The sequence below is a fragment of the Corallococcus exercitus genome (assembly GCF_042231735.1).
Classification (GTDB): Bacteria; Myxococcota; Myxococcia; order Myxococcales; family Myxococcaceae; genus Corallococcus; species Corallococcus exercitus_B.
The window spans coordinates 518,537-534,409 of sequence record NZ_CP102577.1 but is presented as its reverse complement, the minus strand read 5'-3'; the positions used below and the strand labels follow the sequence as shown (position 1 = coordinate 534,409).

Here is a 15,873-nt window from a genome sequence, read left to right as displayed (position 1 = left end):
AGGACGGTGTGCCCCCGCGTCCATGTCAGACCCTTCTGGTTGGATGGAGGCGTACTGGGCGAGGAGGGTGGCGGTGATGGTGCGGGTGGGGCTCGTGGCGTACGTGGAGGAGCAACTCGAGCGAGAGATTTCGCTCGGGAGGCTGCCGAGGAACGGCCAGATTGGCTCGGAGCAGGTGCTGGCGCGTCGCTATGGGGTGAGCCGAGGCACCGTGCGCGAAGCGCTGCGGCGGCTGGCGGCGCGAGGCCTGGTGGTGCAGCGTCCCGGCCGGGTGACGCGTGCGGTGGCGCTGGATGAGTCGCTGACGCTGGAGAACCTGGGACTGGCGCTGCATGACAAGCGCTCCGAGGAGTGCCGGCGGCTGCTGGAGGGCTTCTTCAGCCTCAAGCGGCAGGTGCTGGTGGAGCTCCTGGCGGACTGCTGCGCGAGTGCCTCCGAGCGGGACGTGAGCCTGCTGGAGGACACCTGCTACAGGCTCTCGGACGCGGCGCACTGGAACCCCGGGGCACGGTGCGCGCAGCTGGAATTCGAGTTGCTGCGGCTGGCGGCCCAGGCGGCGTCACGTCCAGGGCACGTGCTCCTCATTCAGTCCCTGCAACGGGCCCTGAGAGGCAACGCGGCCCGGCTGCTGTCCTTCATGGGCGGCGAATCCCTGCGCCAGTGGGCCCTGTGCGCGATGCACGCCCTGAGCGAGCGCGACGCGCAGGCACTTCAGCACCAACTGCCTACGCTGATGAAGGCATGCGATGAGGGCGTGCTCAACCAGTTCGCGCCAGCCCCCCAGGAGCCTGTGTCTCCCGAGGTCCAGTGCGCCCAGGAGGGCCTCCTCGAAGCCCCCGCGTCAGCCACCGCGCAGGACGATGCGCTCGATGCACGCCCGTATGTTGAGGAGCACGGCCTTGATTCCCCCGCGTCAGTCACTGCGCAAGACGACGCTTTTGAGACACACCCTTCCGTGGAGGAGCACGGCCTCGGCGCCCCCACGTCTGCCACCGAGGCGTTCGGAACTTCCCCCTGCGCGCCCAATGAGGGGGGCGTTGGGTGGGCGTGCCGGGCGCGACCTTGGGAAGACCCATCCGACTGTCGGACGGACTGCATCACGCCCCCCAGGCCCCCAGGCCCAGGGGACTGCGCGCCTCCGGAAGCTCCGTTGCTCGCTTACCAGGGCGACCTGCTTCGTGTGCAGCCACGGCCCTTCGCTTCTTCCATCGTCCATGAAGACCCGCACGTCGCCCCTCTGAAAGAGCACTCCTGTGCCGACTGCCCCCGACGTATCCGCTTGAGCCGTGCCTCCGCCCCGGATGAGGCAACGAACTCCTGAGGGCCTATCTAAGTAGGGAGCCACCAGTTCCGAGACGAATGCAGGGGCCTTGCCCGTTCCCCCCGCTTCGCCTCGGATTCGTTCAGGAACATTTGGCGACCTACTTAGCGGCCCCCGAGCCCTCCGTTACGTCGCGCTCCTGCCCGCTGCGCCGCGGGCAAACATCCGTCCCAGCCAGGCGTCGCGCGTCGCGATGCAGGCCCGGGCCACGTCGGACTGCGGGGCGATGTCGTAGAAGCCGTGGAAGGCGCCCCCCCAGACATGCAGCTCGCACTCGCCGCCAGCGGCCAGGATTCCGCGCGCATAGGCCACGGCTTCATCCCGGAACGTCTCCCCTGCCGCGACGTCGATGAAGGTCGGAGGCAGCCCCCGGAGTTCCGTTGCTCGCGCGGGCGCGGAATAGGCAGACACGTCAGGGCCGCCCAGACGGTCGCCCAGCACCGCCCGCCAGGCCGTCAGGTTGCTGGTGCGGTCCCAGACGCCGACGCCGTCGTACCGATGGGCGGACTCCGTCTCGTTGCGGTCGTCCAGCATGGGGCATTGCAGCAGCTGGCCCAGCAGCCGCGGGCCGCGCCGATCCCGGGCCAGGAGCGTCGTCCCCGCCGCGAGCCCTCCCCCGCCGCTCCCGCCGAAGATGACCAGCTGGTTCGGATCAAACCGCAGCAGCGCGGCGTTCGCCGCCATCCACTCCAGCCCGGCGTAACAGTCCTCCACCAGGGTGGGCGCCGGATGCTCGGGCGCCAGCCGGTATTCCACCGTCACGCAGACCGCATCATGACGGAGCGCCCAGTCCACCAGCGGCTTCGCCCCCGCGAAGCGGGTCCCCATCACCATGCCGCCGCCATGGATGAAATAGACCGCGGGCCCCGGAGTCGCGTGGTCCTGGCGCGTGATGACCGAGACCGTGATCTCCGCGCCCTGGTACCCGGGGATGCGGTGGTCGACGCAGTGGACCTTCGCATCTCCGAGCAGGTCCTCCCGGCTCACACGGCTCAACGCGCGGAAGTGCTCGAGCTGCTCCAGCGTCATCTTCACCGGCACATATCCCTCCAACGAAGGCAGGAGCGCGGCGAGCTGGGGGTCGAAGTCGGGGGATGCGTTCGGGCGGGTCATGGAAGGTCGGGGACAGGCAGGCCGTCGTTGACGGCGCGAGATGAGCACTCCCCTCCGGCTTTATCAGACGCGGCCCTCACCTCACGACGCGGCAAAGGATGTCACGTTTTCAGGCCAAAACGGATTTAGAGTAGGTCACTCCGCTCATGAAAGGACCGCGAATGAAATACCTCCTGCTCCTGCTCCCGCTGCTTTCAGCCTGTGCCTCGCCCTCGCCCTCCCGGGGCACGGCCGCGCGGGAGGCCGTGGCGGACTCGGACGCCGACCGGATCGTCCGGGAGCTTTGTGACAAGAGGATCGCGCTGCTGGGCGAGGAGTCCCACCACGGCAATGCCAGGACGGTCGCCTTCAAGGTGGCCCTGACGCGCAGGCTCGTGGAGGAGTGCCAGTACGATGCGTTCTTCATCGAGTCAGGCACCTACGACTTCCTCCGCATCCAGGCGCTGCTGAAGGCGGGCCAACCCGTCAGCGAGGACACGGTCGCCACCGCGATTGGCGGGATGTGGGCCACCGAGGAGATGGCGCCCCTGATTCCGTTCCTGACCGCGCGCATCCAGGCGGGGACCCTCCTGGCTGGTGGGATCGATGATCAGATTGGCAGGGGCACCTACGCCCATCGCCAGATGACGCGTGAGTTCCTCGCCTCCCTCGACGGTCCAAGGCAGGCCGCGTGCGGAGCGGAAATCGAGCGGCACATGGCCTGGGGATATGACGAAGCCCACCCGTACACGGCCGAGACCGCGAAGTTCATCCTGGGCTGCTGGCAGGAATTGGCGTCGGTGCTCGCCGCCCCCGAAGCGGCCGCGATGCCCGGGGCCGAGCGCCCGCTGCAGATGGTCCGCAACCTGGAGCGGTTGTTCACCCGTCAGGTCGCCGCGATGTCGCAGGCTCCGGAGCAGCCCCAGGACTCACGGAACTGGAGCGACTTCAGCGCGCGGGACCGCTCCATGTTCCTCAACCTGGAGTGGCTCCTGTCCCAGTCCTCCAAGCCGCGGAAGGCCATCGTCTGGCTTGCCACCATCCATGCCGCGAAGGACCTCAAGGGCGTGGATGCGGACGCGCGACACGGGACGTCCTTCGGGTCGCATGTCCAAGAGAGGTTCGGAGCCCAGGCCTTCGTGCTGGGGTTCTCCGCGAGCGCCGGGAGCTACTCCCTCGGCAGCACGACTCGCACCTTCGTCCTTGCCCCCGCGACGGCCGACTCCCTGGAGGGCTGGGCGTTCTCGAACCACCCCGCGGACACCCGGTATCTGGATGGGCGCCAGCTTCGTGACTTCGGGCCCAGGGTGGCCCGTCCGTTGAACTACACGTGGATGACGGCGCCCTGGGACACGGTCCTGGACGGGTTGCTGATCTTCCGGGAAGAGGCCCCATCCCGCCCGACGCCCCGGGGTGGGTGAGCTGGCGTAGGAAGCTTCAGGCCGTGGGGCCGAACTCCTCCAGAGCGAGGCTTGCGTTGGCGAAGAGCTGGGTCCACAGGCCGTGGAGCTGGCCGTTGCGGTAGCTCGTGGTCTCCTCACGTAGCTTCTGGAGTTCGTCCCGCGCTTGTCGCTGAAGACGCCGGAGTGCTTCGGTGCGGGTCGCGGAGCTGACCCGTTGTAGGAGTGATGCTGGCACCAGCCAGGCTTTCAGTCGTCCCTCCCGCTCCGCCGCGAATTGGATGGAGGCATCGCTCTCGCGCCAGGCGAACAAGCCCTTCAGTGGGGACGTATCGAGCAGGAGGAACCCGTGGCGGTGGGCCTTCTCCCCCACTGGGATGTGGATGTCCTCGACGATGAGCAGGAACCCGTCTGGCCGGAGCCGTCGGGCAAGCGCCGAGTCAGGCCCCAGGAGGGATGGCCACTGACTTGGCGTGATTTCGTGCAGGACGTTGCACAGGATTGCCACGTCGACGCTGCCTGTGTCGAGCTGAGCCTCCAGCTCGGCGTATTGACTGAAGTACCGCTCCGCCGATGCGCCCTCGCCGTAGGCCGTGTCGATCAGCGACGAGCAATGCTTGCTGTCGGTCGAACCCGCGTCGAAGGCGCGATAGTCGATCACCTCGACGAACGGCCGGACTTCGTTATGGGCTTCGCGCAGCGCCGCCAGCAACCGCCCCTTGCCTGCACCGAAATCCAGGATGCGGAGGGGGCGGCTGGGGTTCTGCAGCTTGAGGATGGCGTCGCGGATCTGCCGGAGTTGTGGATCGTCGCCACCGGTCATGACGACGGTCGGAGCCAGAAGGCAATCCGCCGCGAAACGATTGCTCGCGAACTGCGCGGGCAGTTGGAGAAACGCCTCCAGGCGTTCACGACCTTGCGCATCACCCAGCAGGCCGGAGAGCACCATTTCAGGTTCCCGTCCCGCCCACTTCGTGTGGCCCTCGCGAACGAACCAGAGGCACTCGGTCGGTGCCCATGCCAGCACGGGCAATGAGTGGGTCGCGATCCAGAGCTGCCCGTCCGGCGTCGCCTTGCGGAGCGTTTCAAGGACGTCGATCACTGCCGCTGGGTGTAGGTGCGTCTCGGGCTCGTCAAGCAGAAGGACGGCCTCGCTCAGCTTCGTGCCCTGCGCGTGGAGAGCCACCGCGAGTTGCAGGAGGAGGCGCTGACCATCGGAGAGTCCGGCCTTCGGGATGGAGCGGCCCCAAAGAGTCGGTGCGCCGTCCAGGTTGCGATCGAGCTGCGCACCCAGGAGCTTCTTGAGATCGTCGCGCAGCCGCTGGTATTCGGCGACAGCCAATGCCTTCTCATTCTCAGGGATGGTCACCTGGGGATGGGTGGCCTGGAACCAGCGGTCCTGCACATTACCAATGTAGGCAAGGCAGCCGTCTCTGAGAGGCTCGAAGCCCACCTCGTTACGCACCTGGTTTGCTGCCGCGAGGGTCGCGTTACGGGCCTGCTTGAAGGGATCCACGAAGTCAACGGACCGGGGCACGTACTGATGAATCGGTCTGTCGTCCCTCAGCTGCTTGAGCTCGACCAGGGGGACATCCGCCAGTGTTTCCTCGTGTTTCTGAAGCAGTTGCTCGTGTTCATCGATCTGCTTCTTGAGCGAAGCCAGGCGAAGCTCTTGGGTTGTGATGGAAAGCTCGAGTCGCAGGGTCGACAAGATTTCTTTTTGGGATGCCACCTCTCTCCGCAGGTGTTCCTGCTGTTCTGTCAGGTGGTAATACTTAACGGCGGTGTAGACGGACCGAAGGAGCCGGGACTTGCCGCCGCCGTTCGGTCCCGCGAGAACCACCATGGAACCCAAACGGTCCATGGTCGTGCGCTCCATCCCTAACTCCAGGAAGTTCTTGGGAAGTCTCACCGCCGTGATCTGCATCAATCCTCCAGCCAAGCCAAGGCGCGGAGATTCTACCTGCCCTGCGCGGCAGGCGCGGACTTCACAGCAGGGACAGGCGTCGGAGCTTCATGGGGCGTCCTTGCGGCGCGTGGGCCTGGCCACCGGGTTCGCTCAGGCTCAAGGCGCGCGGCCGGGGGCATCGAGGATGAGCGCGGTCGTCCTGCCCCCGCGTCACTGCTGCTGGGGCAGCCACACCCGGAAGGTGCTGCCCTGCCCTTCCACGCTCGTCACGGTGATGCGGCCTCCGTGCTGTTCCACGAGCTGCCGGGCTCCAAACAGCCCGAGCCCCGTGCCGGGGATGCGCCCCACGACGTTCCCGCCCCGGTGGAAGCGTTCGAACAGGTGCGGCAGGTCGCTCGCGGGGATGCCGATGCCCTGGTCCCGGACCTCGATGACGGCCCAGCTCCGGCCTTCAGCGTCCCCCTGCTGGACGTGCACGTCGATGCTGCTCCCCTCCGGGCTGTACTTCACCGCATTGAGCAGCAGGTTGCGCACGACGCGCCGCACGCGGACCTCGTCCAGGAAGGCCATCACCGGCGTTTCAGGGGTGTGGACCTGGAAGGTATGTCGCTGGGTGACCTGCTGCTGATCCACGATGACGCCGCGCACGAGCTCGCCCACGTCCAGCTGGACGCGCCGCAGGTTCGGCTGCTGGCCCATCTCGCTGCGCACCACGTCGAGCAGGCTCTCGACCATCGAGCGCATCTCCTCGGCGGCCGACAGGATGCGCGTCGTCGCGGTCGTGAGGCGCTCGGGCACGATGCTGCCTCGCTGGTCCACCTCCGCGCGCAGGCCCGCCGCGCGCATCATGATGACCGACAGCGGGTTGCGCAGGTCGTGGCTCACCGACGACAGGAAGTCATCCCGGGTCCGCAGGGAGCGCTTCAGCTCCGTGAGGAGGCGCGCGTTGTCGATGGCCTGGGCGCACCGCTGGCTGAAGTCCTGCGCCAGCACCTGCGCCTCCTCCGTGAAGCGCTCGCGGGCCCCACCGCGCAGCAGGGTGATGGCTCCCAGCAGGCGCTCCCGGGCCACCAGGGGGATCACCAGGAGGGTGTGCGGCGCCAGCGCGCGCACGGCGACCAGGTGCTCGTCCGACGACACGGTGGCCCTGTAGTCCTCGTCGTCGAACCGCTCCACGAGCCTCGCCTGACCGGTGCGGAAGACCTCCAGCACGGGGCTGGGTGACTCCGGGCGGGGACGGTGGCGGCGGATGATCTCCACCGCCGAGGCGGCGCTGGGATCCGGGTGGAACACCGCCGCGCGCTCCAGCCCGTTCGGTGTCTGGAGATCCACGATGCACCAGTCGGCGAGCTCCGGCACCATCAGCCGGGTGGCCTGCTCGATCGTCTCACGCTCATCGAGTGAGCGGGCCAGGGTGGCGCTCGCCTCCGAGAGGAAGTGCTGCACGGCTTCCGCCCGCCTGCGTTCATGGACGTCGATGGCGGCGCCCAGCCAGCCCTCGAGCTTGCCGGAGTCGCCATACAGGGGCACCACGCGCCCCACCTGCCACCGGTACCCGCCGTTCACCATCCTCAGGCGGAAATCAATGGCATACGCCTGTTCCTGACGGATGGCCTCCTCACGCTGCAGCTTCAGCCGCACCCGGTCCTCGGGATGGATGGCGTTCAGCCACCCGTAGTTGGAGGCCTCCTCCAGCGTCTGCCCGGTCAGCTTGAACCAGAGCGAGTTGAACTGGGTGTTGCCGCCGTCCGTCCGGTTCGTCCAGATGACCTGGGGCGCGGCTTCGAACAGCTGGCGGTAGCGCTCCTCGCTCGCGCGCAGGCGCTGCTCGGCCTGCTGGCGCTCGGTCACGTCCGCGAACACGCAGACGGAGGCCGTGATGGTTCCATCGGGAGTCCGCACCGGGGCCGCGCTGATCTCCAGGAGCGAGTCCTGGCCGTCGCCACGGCGGTAACGCATCAATTCGTTGCGCACCTGCTCGCCCTTCAGGAGGGCGCGCGCGGTGGGGTAGTCCTCGGCGGCCACGGGGGTGCCGTCGGCGTGGTAGCCCCCATAGCGGGCGTAGTGCGACACGTCCGCCGAGGGGATGACGGGGTGGCCGAGGATGCGCTCCGAGGCCGCGTTGTAGAAGAGGATCCGGCTGCTGGGCGCCTCGGCGACGATGACGCCCACGGGGGCCTGCTCGAGCACGGAGTCGAGCAGCCTCCGCTCGCGCTGCAACCGCTCGTGGAGCAGGGCCCGCTCCAGTGCTGTCGCGCAGGCGTCACCCAGGGCCCGGGCCACCTGGAGCTGCCGGGCCCCCGCACCCCCGCGGCCCGGCAGGAGCAAGGCGAGCGCCCCCAGCACCCGGCTGGCGCTCCGCAGCGGCAGGGAGAGCCCCCGCGCGGTGCCCCGGGGCAACACCGGTGCGCCCGTGCGCAGGGCCTCCTGGGCGAGGGAGGCGAGCGCGTCTGGCGGAGGGGACTCCGCCGCGGGGGCGGGAACGAGGCGCGCGGTCTCCGTGCCTCCCCCGTCGGGAATCACCCACAGCGCGGTGGCGCGAGCCCCCAGCAGCGTCAGGGTGTGGGCCTGGGCGACCTCGGCGATGTCCGCGGGCGTGACGGCCCGAGCGAGCGCCTCGGTGAGGCGCTGCGACTGCTCCGCGCGTCTGCGCGCCTCATGCAGCGTGCCGGCCGCCGTGCTGATGAGCACGCCCACGACGCTGAAGACGCCCAGCAGCACGCCCTCGCCGGGGCTGGAGATGGCGGGCGAGTGCAGGGGATGGATGAACAGGAGGTCGAGGACGAGCGTCGCGAGGACCGTCAGCGAGAGCGCGGGCCAGAGGCCGCCGTACCAGCCCGCGGCCATGACTCCCGCGAGGAAGATGGGAAAGGGGACGCTGTGGACCAGCGCATCGAGGTTCCACGAGGCCAGGATGCAGGCACAGAGCAGTGCCCCCACGCGGAGCGCCTGCGAGAGCAGGCGGGGGACGGGCCGTTGGGCGCGGCCATGGGCAGGCGTCATGGTTGTTGAAGGCATCAATGCAACACGGCGTCGACCGATGCGCGGGGTGCGTGATGCTCACGCGAATCCATGGGCCGTACCCGAACTTCCGCCGGTGGGAGCTGCCCGGCCCCCCGGGAACGTCCGCTGCTCGACGGAAGCTGGCGGTTCCGCGCCCCTGTTCCCGTCCACGCGCGACCGGTAGCCTCCGGCCTCCTTCGACGTCCCTCTGGAGCGCTTCCATGAGCCGTGGTCTTCGCACCGCCGTCGTGTCGTTGGGCCTGTTCCTCGCGCTGTCCGCCCCGGTGGCCCGGGCGGATGGCCTCTCCGTCATTCCCTATGGCGACAACTGCTGGGGCACCGGCACGGACGCGGACCGGGACGGCCTCAATGACGACTGCGAGTACCAGCTCGCGAAGTGGTTCATGCCGCTGTTCTGGTTCGACAGCGGGGAGAGCGGCATGGCACGCCGGCCGTACTACGCCGTCAAGAGCCAGGCCTTCGCCACCCGCACCGTGCGCATCTTCTACCTGGACACCTTCTTCGAGGACACCGGCGTCACCACCGGCCACGACGGCGACCCCGAGTTCCAGCTCTTCGAGGTGCACTACTCCGGCGGGCGCTGGTACCTCGACCAGGCCTACCTGTCCGCGCACCGCAAGAGCGCGTGTGACTCCTCGGCCTGGTACGCGTTCGATCAGCTCGAGTACGACCTGAGCGACTCACGCAATGGCTATCGCGGATGGCCCGTCCTCTACATGGCCGAGGACAAGCACGCCGCCTACAACACCCTCTCCACGTGCGACAAGGGGTGCTTCTCCCAGGACTACTGCAGCCGCACGACGGCTCAGTACCTGGATACCACCGCGAACAAGCTTGCCTCGCGCAACGTGGGCTCCACGGCCGTGCAGCTCATCAACCCGGTCGTGCTCAACGGGAAGACGGAGCGGCTGCTCGACGACGTGGAGTTCAAGGGCTGGGATGACCAGTGGTACCGGCCCAACTCCCAGGGCTACCGGCGCCACCTCAACGACTTCGGCTTCTGACGCTCGACCACCCATGTCCCCTGGGGCCCCTGGAGGTCGCGACCGAAGGAAGCAGGCCGGCGGCGTGCTGGTGCTGCTGATCAGTGCTGGCCTCGGGGTCTTCGGGTTGGCCCGTGCGCGGTCACAGGAGGATGCGCCTCCGGTGCTCCCGGCCCCCTGGGGAGTGGCCCCTCCCCAGGGGGCGCCGGCTCCCATCGTGCGTGCCGCGCCATCACAGCCACCCGCCCCCGAGCGCATTCCGCCCGCCGCGACGGGAGAAGCCCTCTCCGCCGCGCTCAACGAGGAGCGGGTGGTGCTGACGTCGACCGCCGTCATCGAGGGCATCGACACGGACCGCCCGTGGGTCTGCGCGGGGGAGCGGATGACGTTGTCCGCTCGCGTGGGAGGCACGGCCGAACCGGACGCCGTCCCGCGCTGGGTGTGGCCGGGGGCGGAGACGGGCGCGGAGCTGCAGCCCGGCACACGCCTTCCCTGGCGTGCACCCGCCACGCCCGGCCGGTACTTCGTGCGCTTCCAGCTCTGCAAGGACCTGGGGGGCCGGCGCGTCGGCGTCCTGGCCGAGCAGGTCGCCAGCATCGACGTGCGCGCGTGCGGTCAGGACGAGGGGCAGGCCCGCGCGCTTCGCCTCGAAGCCGCCCAGCAGGGCCCCACGGCCTTCGCCTTCCGGGCGGTGTCCCCCTACCCCGCCACCGCGTACACCTGGGACTTCGGGGATGGACGCTCCACCGCGACGACGGAGCCCACGGCCTCGCATGTCTACGCAGGCGAACCGGAAGCGCGTGTCCACACGGTGCGGGTATCCGCGCGGGGCGCAGCAGCCGAGCAGACCGCGACGGCGTTCGTGCAGGTCCGGGGGCAGCCTGTTTCCGATGCGCCACCCCGGGCGAGCCTCCAGCTGGAGCGCGAGGCCCCACGGACTTCGGACGAGGGCTGGAGGAGCAAGGTCCAGGTCGACGTGCCGGAAGGCGGCGCCGTCACGTGGGAGCGCGTGGAACGCCTCACGGTGACGTGGGACGACCAGGTGGACTCCCGCACACGGGCGTGGCGCGAGGTCATCACCGTGGAGGAGGACCTGGGACGCGGAGGCTTCCGGGGCCACGTCACCGTGCTGCCCTCCGACGTGCGCCCGGAGGTGAAGCAGGTCATCGACTCCCTCCACGGTCGCGACGCGACGGGCGCGGAGGTGTCGCTGTCCTGGTCCGCCTACAAGGCCGAGCCCCCGCGCCCGGCTCCCCGCGCCTCGGAACGGCCGCCCGCGAAATAGCGCCGCGAAACTTCCGGACGCATCCCGGGTTCACAGGGGTCCAACCCGGAGGAAATACCCATGAAGCAATTCGGAAGGACGACGTTCATCCCGGCGTGCGGGCTGCTGGCCCTGGGCCTCATCGGCTGTGGAACCGCCGAGGACGCCCTCGGCCCTGTCGAGGATGCGCCCCTGGCCACGTCCCAGGCGGAACTCACGGCGGGCGAGCAGGCCGCGCTGACCACGGCCAACACCTCCACGAGCTGCACGCCGCTCGGGAACTTCTACTGGGAGTTTGGCAATCGCGCGGGGCCGCTCTACGCCATCCCGAAGGGCGGCGGCGTGACGGCCACGACGGTGCTGCCCATCGCGTCCGCGAGCAAGTGGCTGTACGCGGGGGCCTACGTGCAGTCGCGGGGGTACGCGAACCTCACCGCGAACGAGAAGAAGCTGCTCAACTTCACCAGCGGCTACATCGACGAGCGCAGCACCCTGTGTGGGGACCCCGGGACGACCGTCTCGGAGTGCTACGGCTCCGCCTACAAGGACGTCTCCTACCGCCCGCTCCAGAGCGGCCGGTATTTCTACAACGGCGGCCACCTGCAGAAGCTGGCCCTGGACGACATTGGCTCGCGGAAGGGCACGGGGCTGCTGAGCGTCATGGATTGGGTCAACGCCCGGCTGGGCACCACCCTGCCGGAGTCCGACAGCGACGTCGCCGTGGCCGGGGGTTTCTCCGCCAGCGCGGCCCAGTACCGCGTCTTCCTGTCGAAGATGATCAACGACGAGTACGTGATGTCCTCCCTGCTGACCGTGGACGCCGTCCCGGCCTGGCCAGGAGGGCCCGGCGTGTCCTTCACCCCGTGGACGGGGGGCGAGGCGTATTACGGCCTCGGGCACTGGATCGAGGGAGAGATGCGCAACGGCGAGTGGACCGTGACGGGCCACTCCTCTCCGGGAGCATTCGGCTTCTATCCCTGGGTGAGTCCCGCCAGGAGCCGGTACATGATCCTGGCCCGCAATCGTCAGTTCTTCGGTGACGAGGAGGGTGAGAAGTCCCGCGTCTGCGCCCAGGCCATCCGCAAGGCCTACGAGTCGGGCGTAGTGCAGCCGTAGCCCAGGGCCGTGGGGCATCGCGCGTCCGTGCCCGCGACGCGCGATGCCGCTCCTGCAACCCGGGTCAGCGCACCTCGAATTCGTAGATGCGCGTCGCCGGGTCGCCGTTCTGGGACGCGGTGGTCACGTTGAGCTTGAGGTAGCGCGCCGAGGTGGCGCTGATGGCGTGCGTGGTGGTGCTGGCGGTGTTGTTCGTCACCGTCACCGGGGTGCTCCAGTTCGTGCCGTTGCTGGAGGTCTGGATGGTGAAGGCCCGGGTGTTCCAGGTGCTGGATTCACCGCCCGCGCCCGCGTGCTTGACGACGAAGCTGCTGACCGTCTGCGCAGAGCCGAGGTCCACCTGCAGCCAGGCCCCCGAGGCCAACGAGCAGAACTTGTCCGTCGTGCCACCGGAGACGCTCCCGTTGACCGCCTTGGCCGGCGTTTCGCTGCTGTTGCAGGCGGTGGAGCCGGTCGCCGGCTTGTTGAGCGCCAGGTTGACGTAGCCGGCGCCCACCGAGACGGTCTGCGTCTTGGTGTGGCTGGCCCCGCCGTTGTCGGTCACCGTCAGGCTGACGGTGTAGTTGCCTCCGCTGGCATAGACATGGCTGGGGTTGGTGGTGGTCGAACCGCTGCCGTCGCCGAAGTTCCAGCTGCGCGAGGCGATGCTGCCGTCGCTGTCGCTGGAGGCGTCGCTGAAGGTCGCGGTCAGCCCGCTCACGGTGACGCCGAAGTTGGCCACCGGCGGGGTGTTGCCACTGACCGCGGTGTTGATCGCCGCCGCGTACTGGGCGCTCGTGCCCTGCGCCGCGCACGCCTGGATGTCGTCGTACAGCCAGATGAAGCCGCCGTTGATGCCGGCGGAGCTCTTCCAGTTGCTCATCTTGCTCTGCACCGTGGCCGGACTGTCACCGCTGGCGCAGCCGGAGCCGTGGCGGGACCACAGGCCCGGGTCCACCGTCATGCCCATCGCGGTGTTCCAGCTCGCCGGGTTGTTGCCGGCGCCGCCGTCGTACACCTGCAGGTAGATGCCGTCGACCGCGCTGCCGAGGTTGTCCTTGAGGCTGCGCCAGAAGGTCTGCTGGGTGTAGGGCGCGAAGGTGATCTTGTAGCCCTGTCCAATGAGCATCTGCCCGAACTGGGTCGTCGGGGCCAGGTCGTAAGCGCTCTCGTCGTCGAAGTTGACCGCGGTGGCGCCGGTGGCGGTCTTCAGCGCCTGGAAGTTGCGGTACAGGATGCTGTTGGTGCCGGTGCCGCAGACCAGGGTGCTGCCGCAGCCCGCGGCGGTGCCGTTGACCAGCCGGGCCATGCGCTCGAAGTCCGGAACGCTCCAGGCGCCAATGGACACTTCAATGCGATTGACCGAGGTCGGCGCCGTCTTCAGCGTGGCCAGCCGCGTGGGCCACGCCGGGTCTCCAATGTAGGCGCCGTTCCTGACCACCGGGATGTCGTTGTAGACGAGGTCGCCGTTGTCCTCGATGTGGAAGCTCCAGAGGATCACGGTGGTGAAGCCCGAGCCGCGCAGGTCGTTCATCACCGCGGTGCCGCCGGAATAGAACGGCCCCCCGCCGTAGATGGCCGAATCAGCCAGGGCCGCCGGCGCGGACGCAGCCAGGGCAAGGGCAAGGCAGGACGCGAGTTGCTTCGACTTCGGCATGGTGTGCTCCCCTGTCGCCAACCTTCGCGACGGGGGAGACATTGCGAGCGCCCAAACCAGGAAGTCAATAAGGTTCCGACAAAGCAGGATATACCGAAGCGGCACCCAGCGACGTGACGAGGGAGGCCTTCAGGGACATGCCTGAAGTCATATCAAACGCCGGACCGGGCCAGTGCGCCCATGGCGAGATTGCGACCGAGAGGGGAAGAAGAGGGCAACATGCGACGCCCTCCATTGCATCGACACAGGGATGGGGTGGTCTGTGCCGAGCTGGCCGATTGACTGGGTGCGTTCTTGAGTGCACGGTGCGGCGCAGCGAGGTGAACATCGTGAAACGGATCGCACTGAGTCTTCTCTGGCTGGCCACCGCGGGCTGCGCGTCGAACCAGCGTCCTGCCGCCACTGATCGCTGGCTCCTGACTGGCACGCGGCTCTATGTCGCTCCGGACGCGCCGCCGCTGGACAACGCCTGGGTGCTCGTGAGCGATGGGAAGATTGAAGCCATCGGTTCCGCGTCGGACGCCCCGCCGGCGGGCGTGCGGCGCGAGGACGCCTGCGGCGGCGGGGTCATCACGGCCGGGTTCCAGAACAGCCACGTCCACTTCACGGACCCTGCGTTCGCCGGGGCCGCGGACCGGCCGCGTGACGAACTCCAGCAGCCCCTGAGCCAGCTGACCACGCGCTTTGGCTTCACGACGGTCGTCGATACCGGCTCCGACCCCGCGAACACCGGGGCCCTCCGCCAGCGCATCGAGCGTGGCGAACTCCAGGGCCCGGCGATCCTCACCGTCGGCTCCCCGCTGTATCCGGAGAACGGCATCCCCTTCTACCTGCGCGACCTGCCGCCCGAGCTGCTGCGACAGCTTCCGCAACCCGCGTCGGCGGAGGAGGCTCGCGCCAACGTCCGCACGAGCTTCGAAACCGGCGCGCAGGGGACCAAGCTCTTCGTCGCCACGCCCCAGGGGCATGGCGAGATCCGGCGCATGGCCGCGGACATCGCGCGCGCCGCGGCGGACGAAACGCACCGTCGGGGAGGCCTGGTCATGGTGCATCCCACGGATCCCGACGGCGTGAGCACCGCCGTGCAGGCCGGCGCCGACGTCATCGTGCACACCACCATTGATTCACCGAAGAGGGAGTGGAGCGCCGAGCTCATCGGACAGATGGTCTCGCGCCACGTCTCCGTGGTCCCCACGCTGCAGCTCTGGGGCTACGAGCTCGCCAAGGCGGACGTGCCCACCGACGTGCGCGAGCGCATCGTGGCGGCTGCCGAACGGCAGCTCGCGGCGTTCTCGAGCGCCGGGGGCCAGGTCCTGTTCGGCACTGACGCCGGGTACATGACGGACCTGGATCCGACGCAGGAATACGTCCTCATGGCGCACGCGGGGCTGACGCCGATGCAGCTCCTCGCGTCGCTGACCACCGCACCCGCGGCGCGCTGGAGCGCCGCCGAGCGCCGGGGCCGCGTCAAGCCAGGCTTCGACGCCGACCTCGTGGTGCTCGACGGCGATCCCGCCACGGATGTCCGGCGGTTCACCGCCGTGAAGTGCACGATTCGCGCGGGCAAGGCGCTCTTCGTCCGCGCGCCAGCGGGTGGCGCGCCGCCGGGCCCCTGACGGGCCCCCGAGGCGGAGCTACTTCTTCCCCTTGCCCTTGCCGCCCTTGTGGTGGTCGTCGTGACCCCGGTCCTTGTGGTGGTCATCGCCGCGGTCCCGGTCATGATGGTGCTCGCGGCCGCCTTCACGGTACGACGCGGGCACGACGGCCCCCTTCTTCGAGCGCTTCCACCGCTTGTAGCGCCCGGGAGGCAGCTTGACGACGGTGACGGGGACCCGCCGCTCCTCCACGACCTCCCAGCCACCGCGGTAGTCGCGCGCCCGGTACCACCGCCCATCGCGGCGCACCCAGTACGCATCGTCCACGACGTAGAGGTCCTCGTCGTAGTCCTCCACCACCTGCACGCCGGGCTGCACGACGACGAGCGCCGGCGCGGTCTTGAAGACGATGTCGGGCAGCTTCACATCGATGTCGACACGCACCTGGCCGAAGGCCATCGAAGGAAGCAGGAGCAGCGCCGCGAGGAGTCGTTTCATCCGGCAAGCCTAGAGGCGCGCAGGCCCGCCAGACA

At 68.9% G+C, this 15,873-nt stretch carries 11 protein-coding genes; 6 read left to right on the top strand and 5 right to left on the bottom strand.

What is annotated here, in order from left to right; translation table 11 throughout:
- The first annotated feature begins 22 nt into the window (after nucleotides 1–22).
- Entirely contained in the window at nucleotides 23–1,321 is a 1,299-nt protein-coding gene (locus tag NR792_RS02265) for a FadR/GntR family transcriptional regulator (RefSeq protein ID WP_375758416.1), read from the top strand.
- A gap of 126 nt (nucleotides 1,322–1,447) precedes the next feature.
- Here NR792_RS02265 and NR792_RS02260 read toward each other — a convergent pair whose 3' ends face one another.
- Nucleotides 1,448–2,434, bottom strand: coding sequence for an alpha/beta hydrolase fold domain-containing protein (locus NR792_RS02260; protein WP_375758415.1), 987 nt, complete (start codon nucleotides 2,432–2,434; stop codon nucleotides 1,448–1,450).
- A 161-nt stretch (nucleotides 2,435–2,595) separates the two neighbouring features.
- Here NR792_RS02260 and NR792_RS02255 point away from each other — a divergent pair, with 161 nt between their 5' ends.
- Nucleotides 2,596–3,834, top strand: a complete 1,239-nt coding sequence (locus NR792_RS02255) for an erythromycin esterase family protein (RefSeq protein ID WP_375758414.1) — start codon at nucleotides 2,596–2,598, stop codon at nucleotides 3,832–3,834.
- Nucleotides 3,835–3,850: 16 nt separating this feature from the next.
- Here NR792_RS02255 and NR792_RS02250 read toward each other — a convergent pair whose 3' ends face one another.
- Together NR792_RS02250 and NR792_RS02245 are read right to left on the bottom strand one after the other, a co-directional pair.
- A complete protein-coding gene (locus tag NR792_RS02250) occupies nucleotides 3,851–5,740 on the bottom strand; it encodes an AAA family ATPase (RefSeq protein ID WP_375758413.1) in 1,890 nt (629 codons plus the stop codon).
- A 192-nt stretch (nucleotides 5,741–5,932) separates the two neighbouring features.
- Entirely contained in the window at nucleotides 5,933–8,725 is a 2,793-nt protein-coding gene (locus NR792_RS02245) for an ATP-binding protein (protein ID WP_375758412.1), read from the bottom strand.
- Nucleotides 8,726–8,946: 221 nt separating this feature from the next.
- Between NR792_RS02245 and NR792_RS02240 the strand changes: the two genes are divergently transcribed.
- From NR792_RS02240 to NR792_RS02230, 3 genes are all read left to right on the top strand, one after another.
- Nucleotides 8,947–9,750 (top strand): hypothetical protein, encoded by an 804-nt coding sequence (locus NR792_RS02240; protein ID WP_375758411.1) that lies wholly within the window; start codon nucleotides 8,947–8,949, stop codon nucleotides 9,748–9,750.
- 196 nt (nucleotides 9,751–9,946) lie between these two features.
- Nucleotides 9,947–11,014, top strand: a complete 1,068-nt coding sequence (locus NR792_RS02235; RefSeq protein WP_375758410.1) for a PKD domain-containing protein — start codon at nucleotides 9,947–9,949, stop codon at nucleotides 11,012–11,014.
- A gap of 60 nt (nucleotides 11,015–11,074) precedes the next feature.
- A complete protein-coding gene (locus NR792_RS02230; protein WP_375758409.1) occupies nucleotides 11,075–12,109 on the top strand; it encodes a hypothetical protein in 1,035 nt (344 codons plus the stop codon).
- A gap of 64 nt (nucleotides 12,110–12,173) precedes the next feature.
- On the opposite strand, the gene NR792_RS02225 is transcribed toward NR792_RS02230, so the two are convergent.
- Complete coding sequence (locus tag NR792_RS02225; RefSeq protein ID WP_375758408.1) at nucleotides 12,174–13,745, bottom strand: PKD domain-containing protein; 1,572 nt, start codon at nucleotides 13,743–13,745, stop codon at nucleotides 12,174–12,176.
- 329 nt (nucleotides 13,746–14,074) lie between these two features.
- Here NR792_RS02225 and NR792_RS02220 point away from each other — a divergent pair, with 329 nt between their 5' ends.
- On the top strand, nucleotides 14,075–15,361 hold the full coding sequence (locus NR792_RS02220) for an amidohydrolase family protein (protein ID WP_375758407.1): 1,287 nt from the start codon (nucleotides 14,075–14,077) through the stop codon (nucleotides 15,359–15,361).
- An 18-nt stretch (nucleotides 15,362–15,379) separates the two neighbouring features.
- Here NR792_RS02220 and NR792_RS02215 read toward each other — a convergent pair whose 3' ends face one another.
- Nucleotides 15,380–15,838: a hypothetical protein gene (locus NR792_RS02215; RefSeq protein ID WP_375758406.1), complete on the bottom strand. Its 459-nt coding sequence runs from the start codon at nucleotides 15,836–15,838 to the stop codon at nucleotides 15,380–15,382.
- Nucleotides 15,839–15,873: the final 35 nt, after the last annotated feature.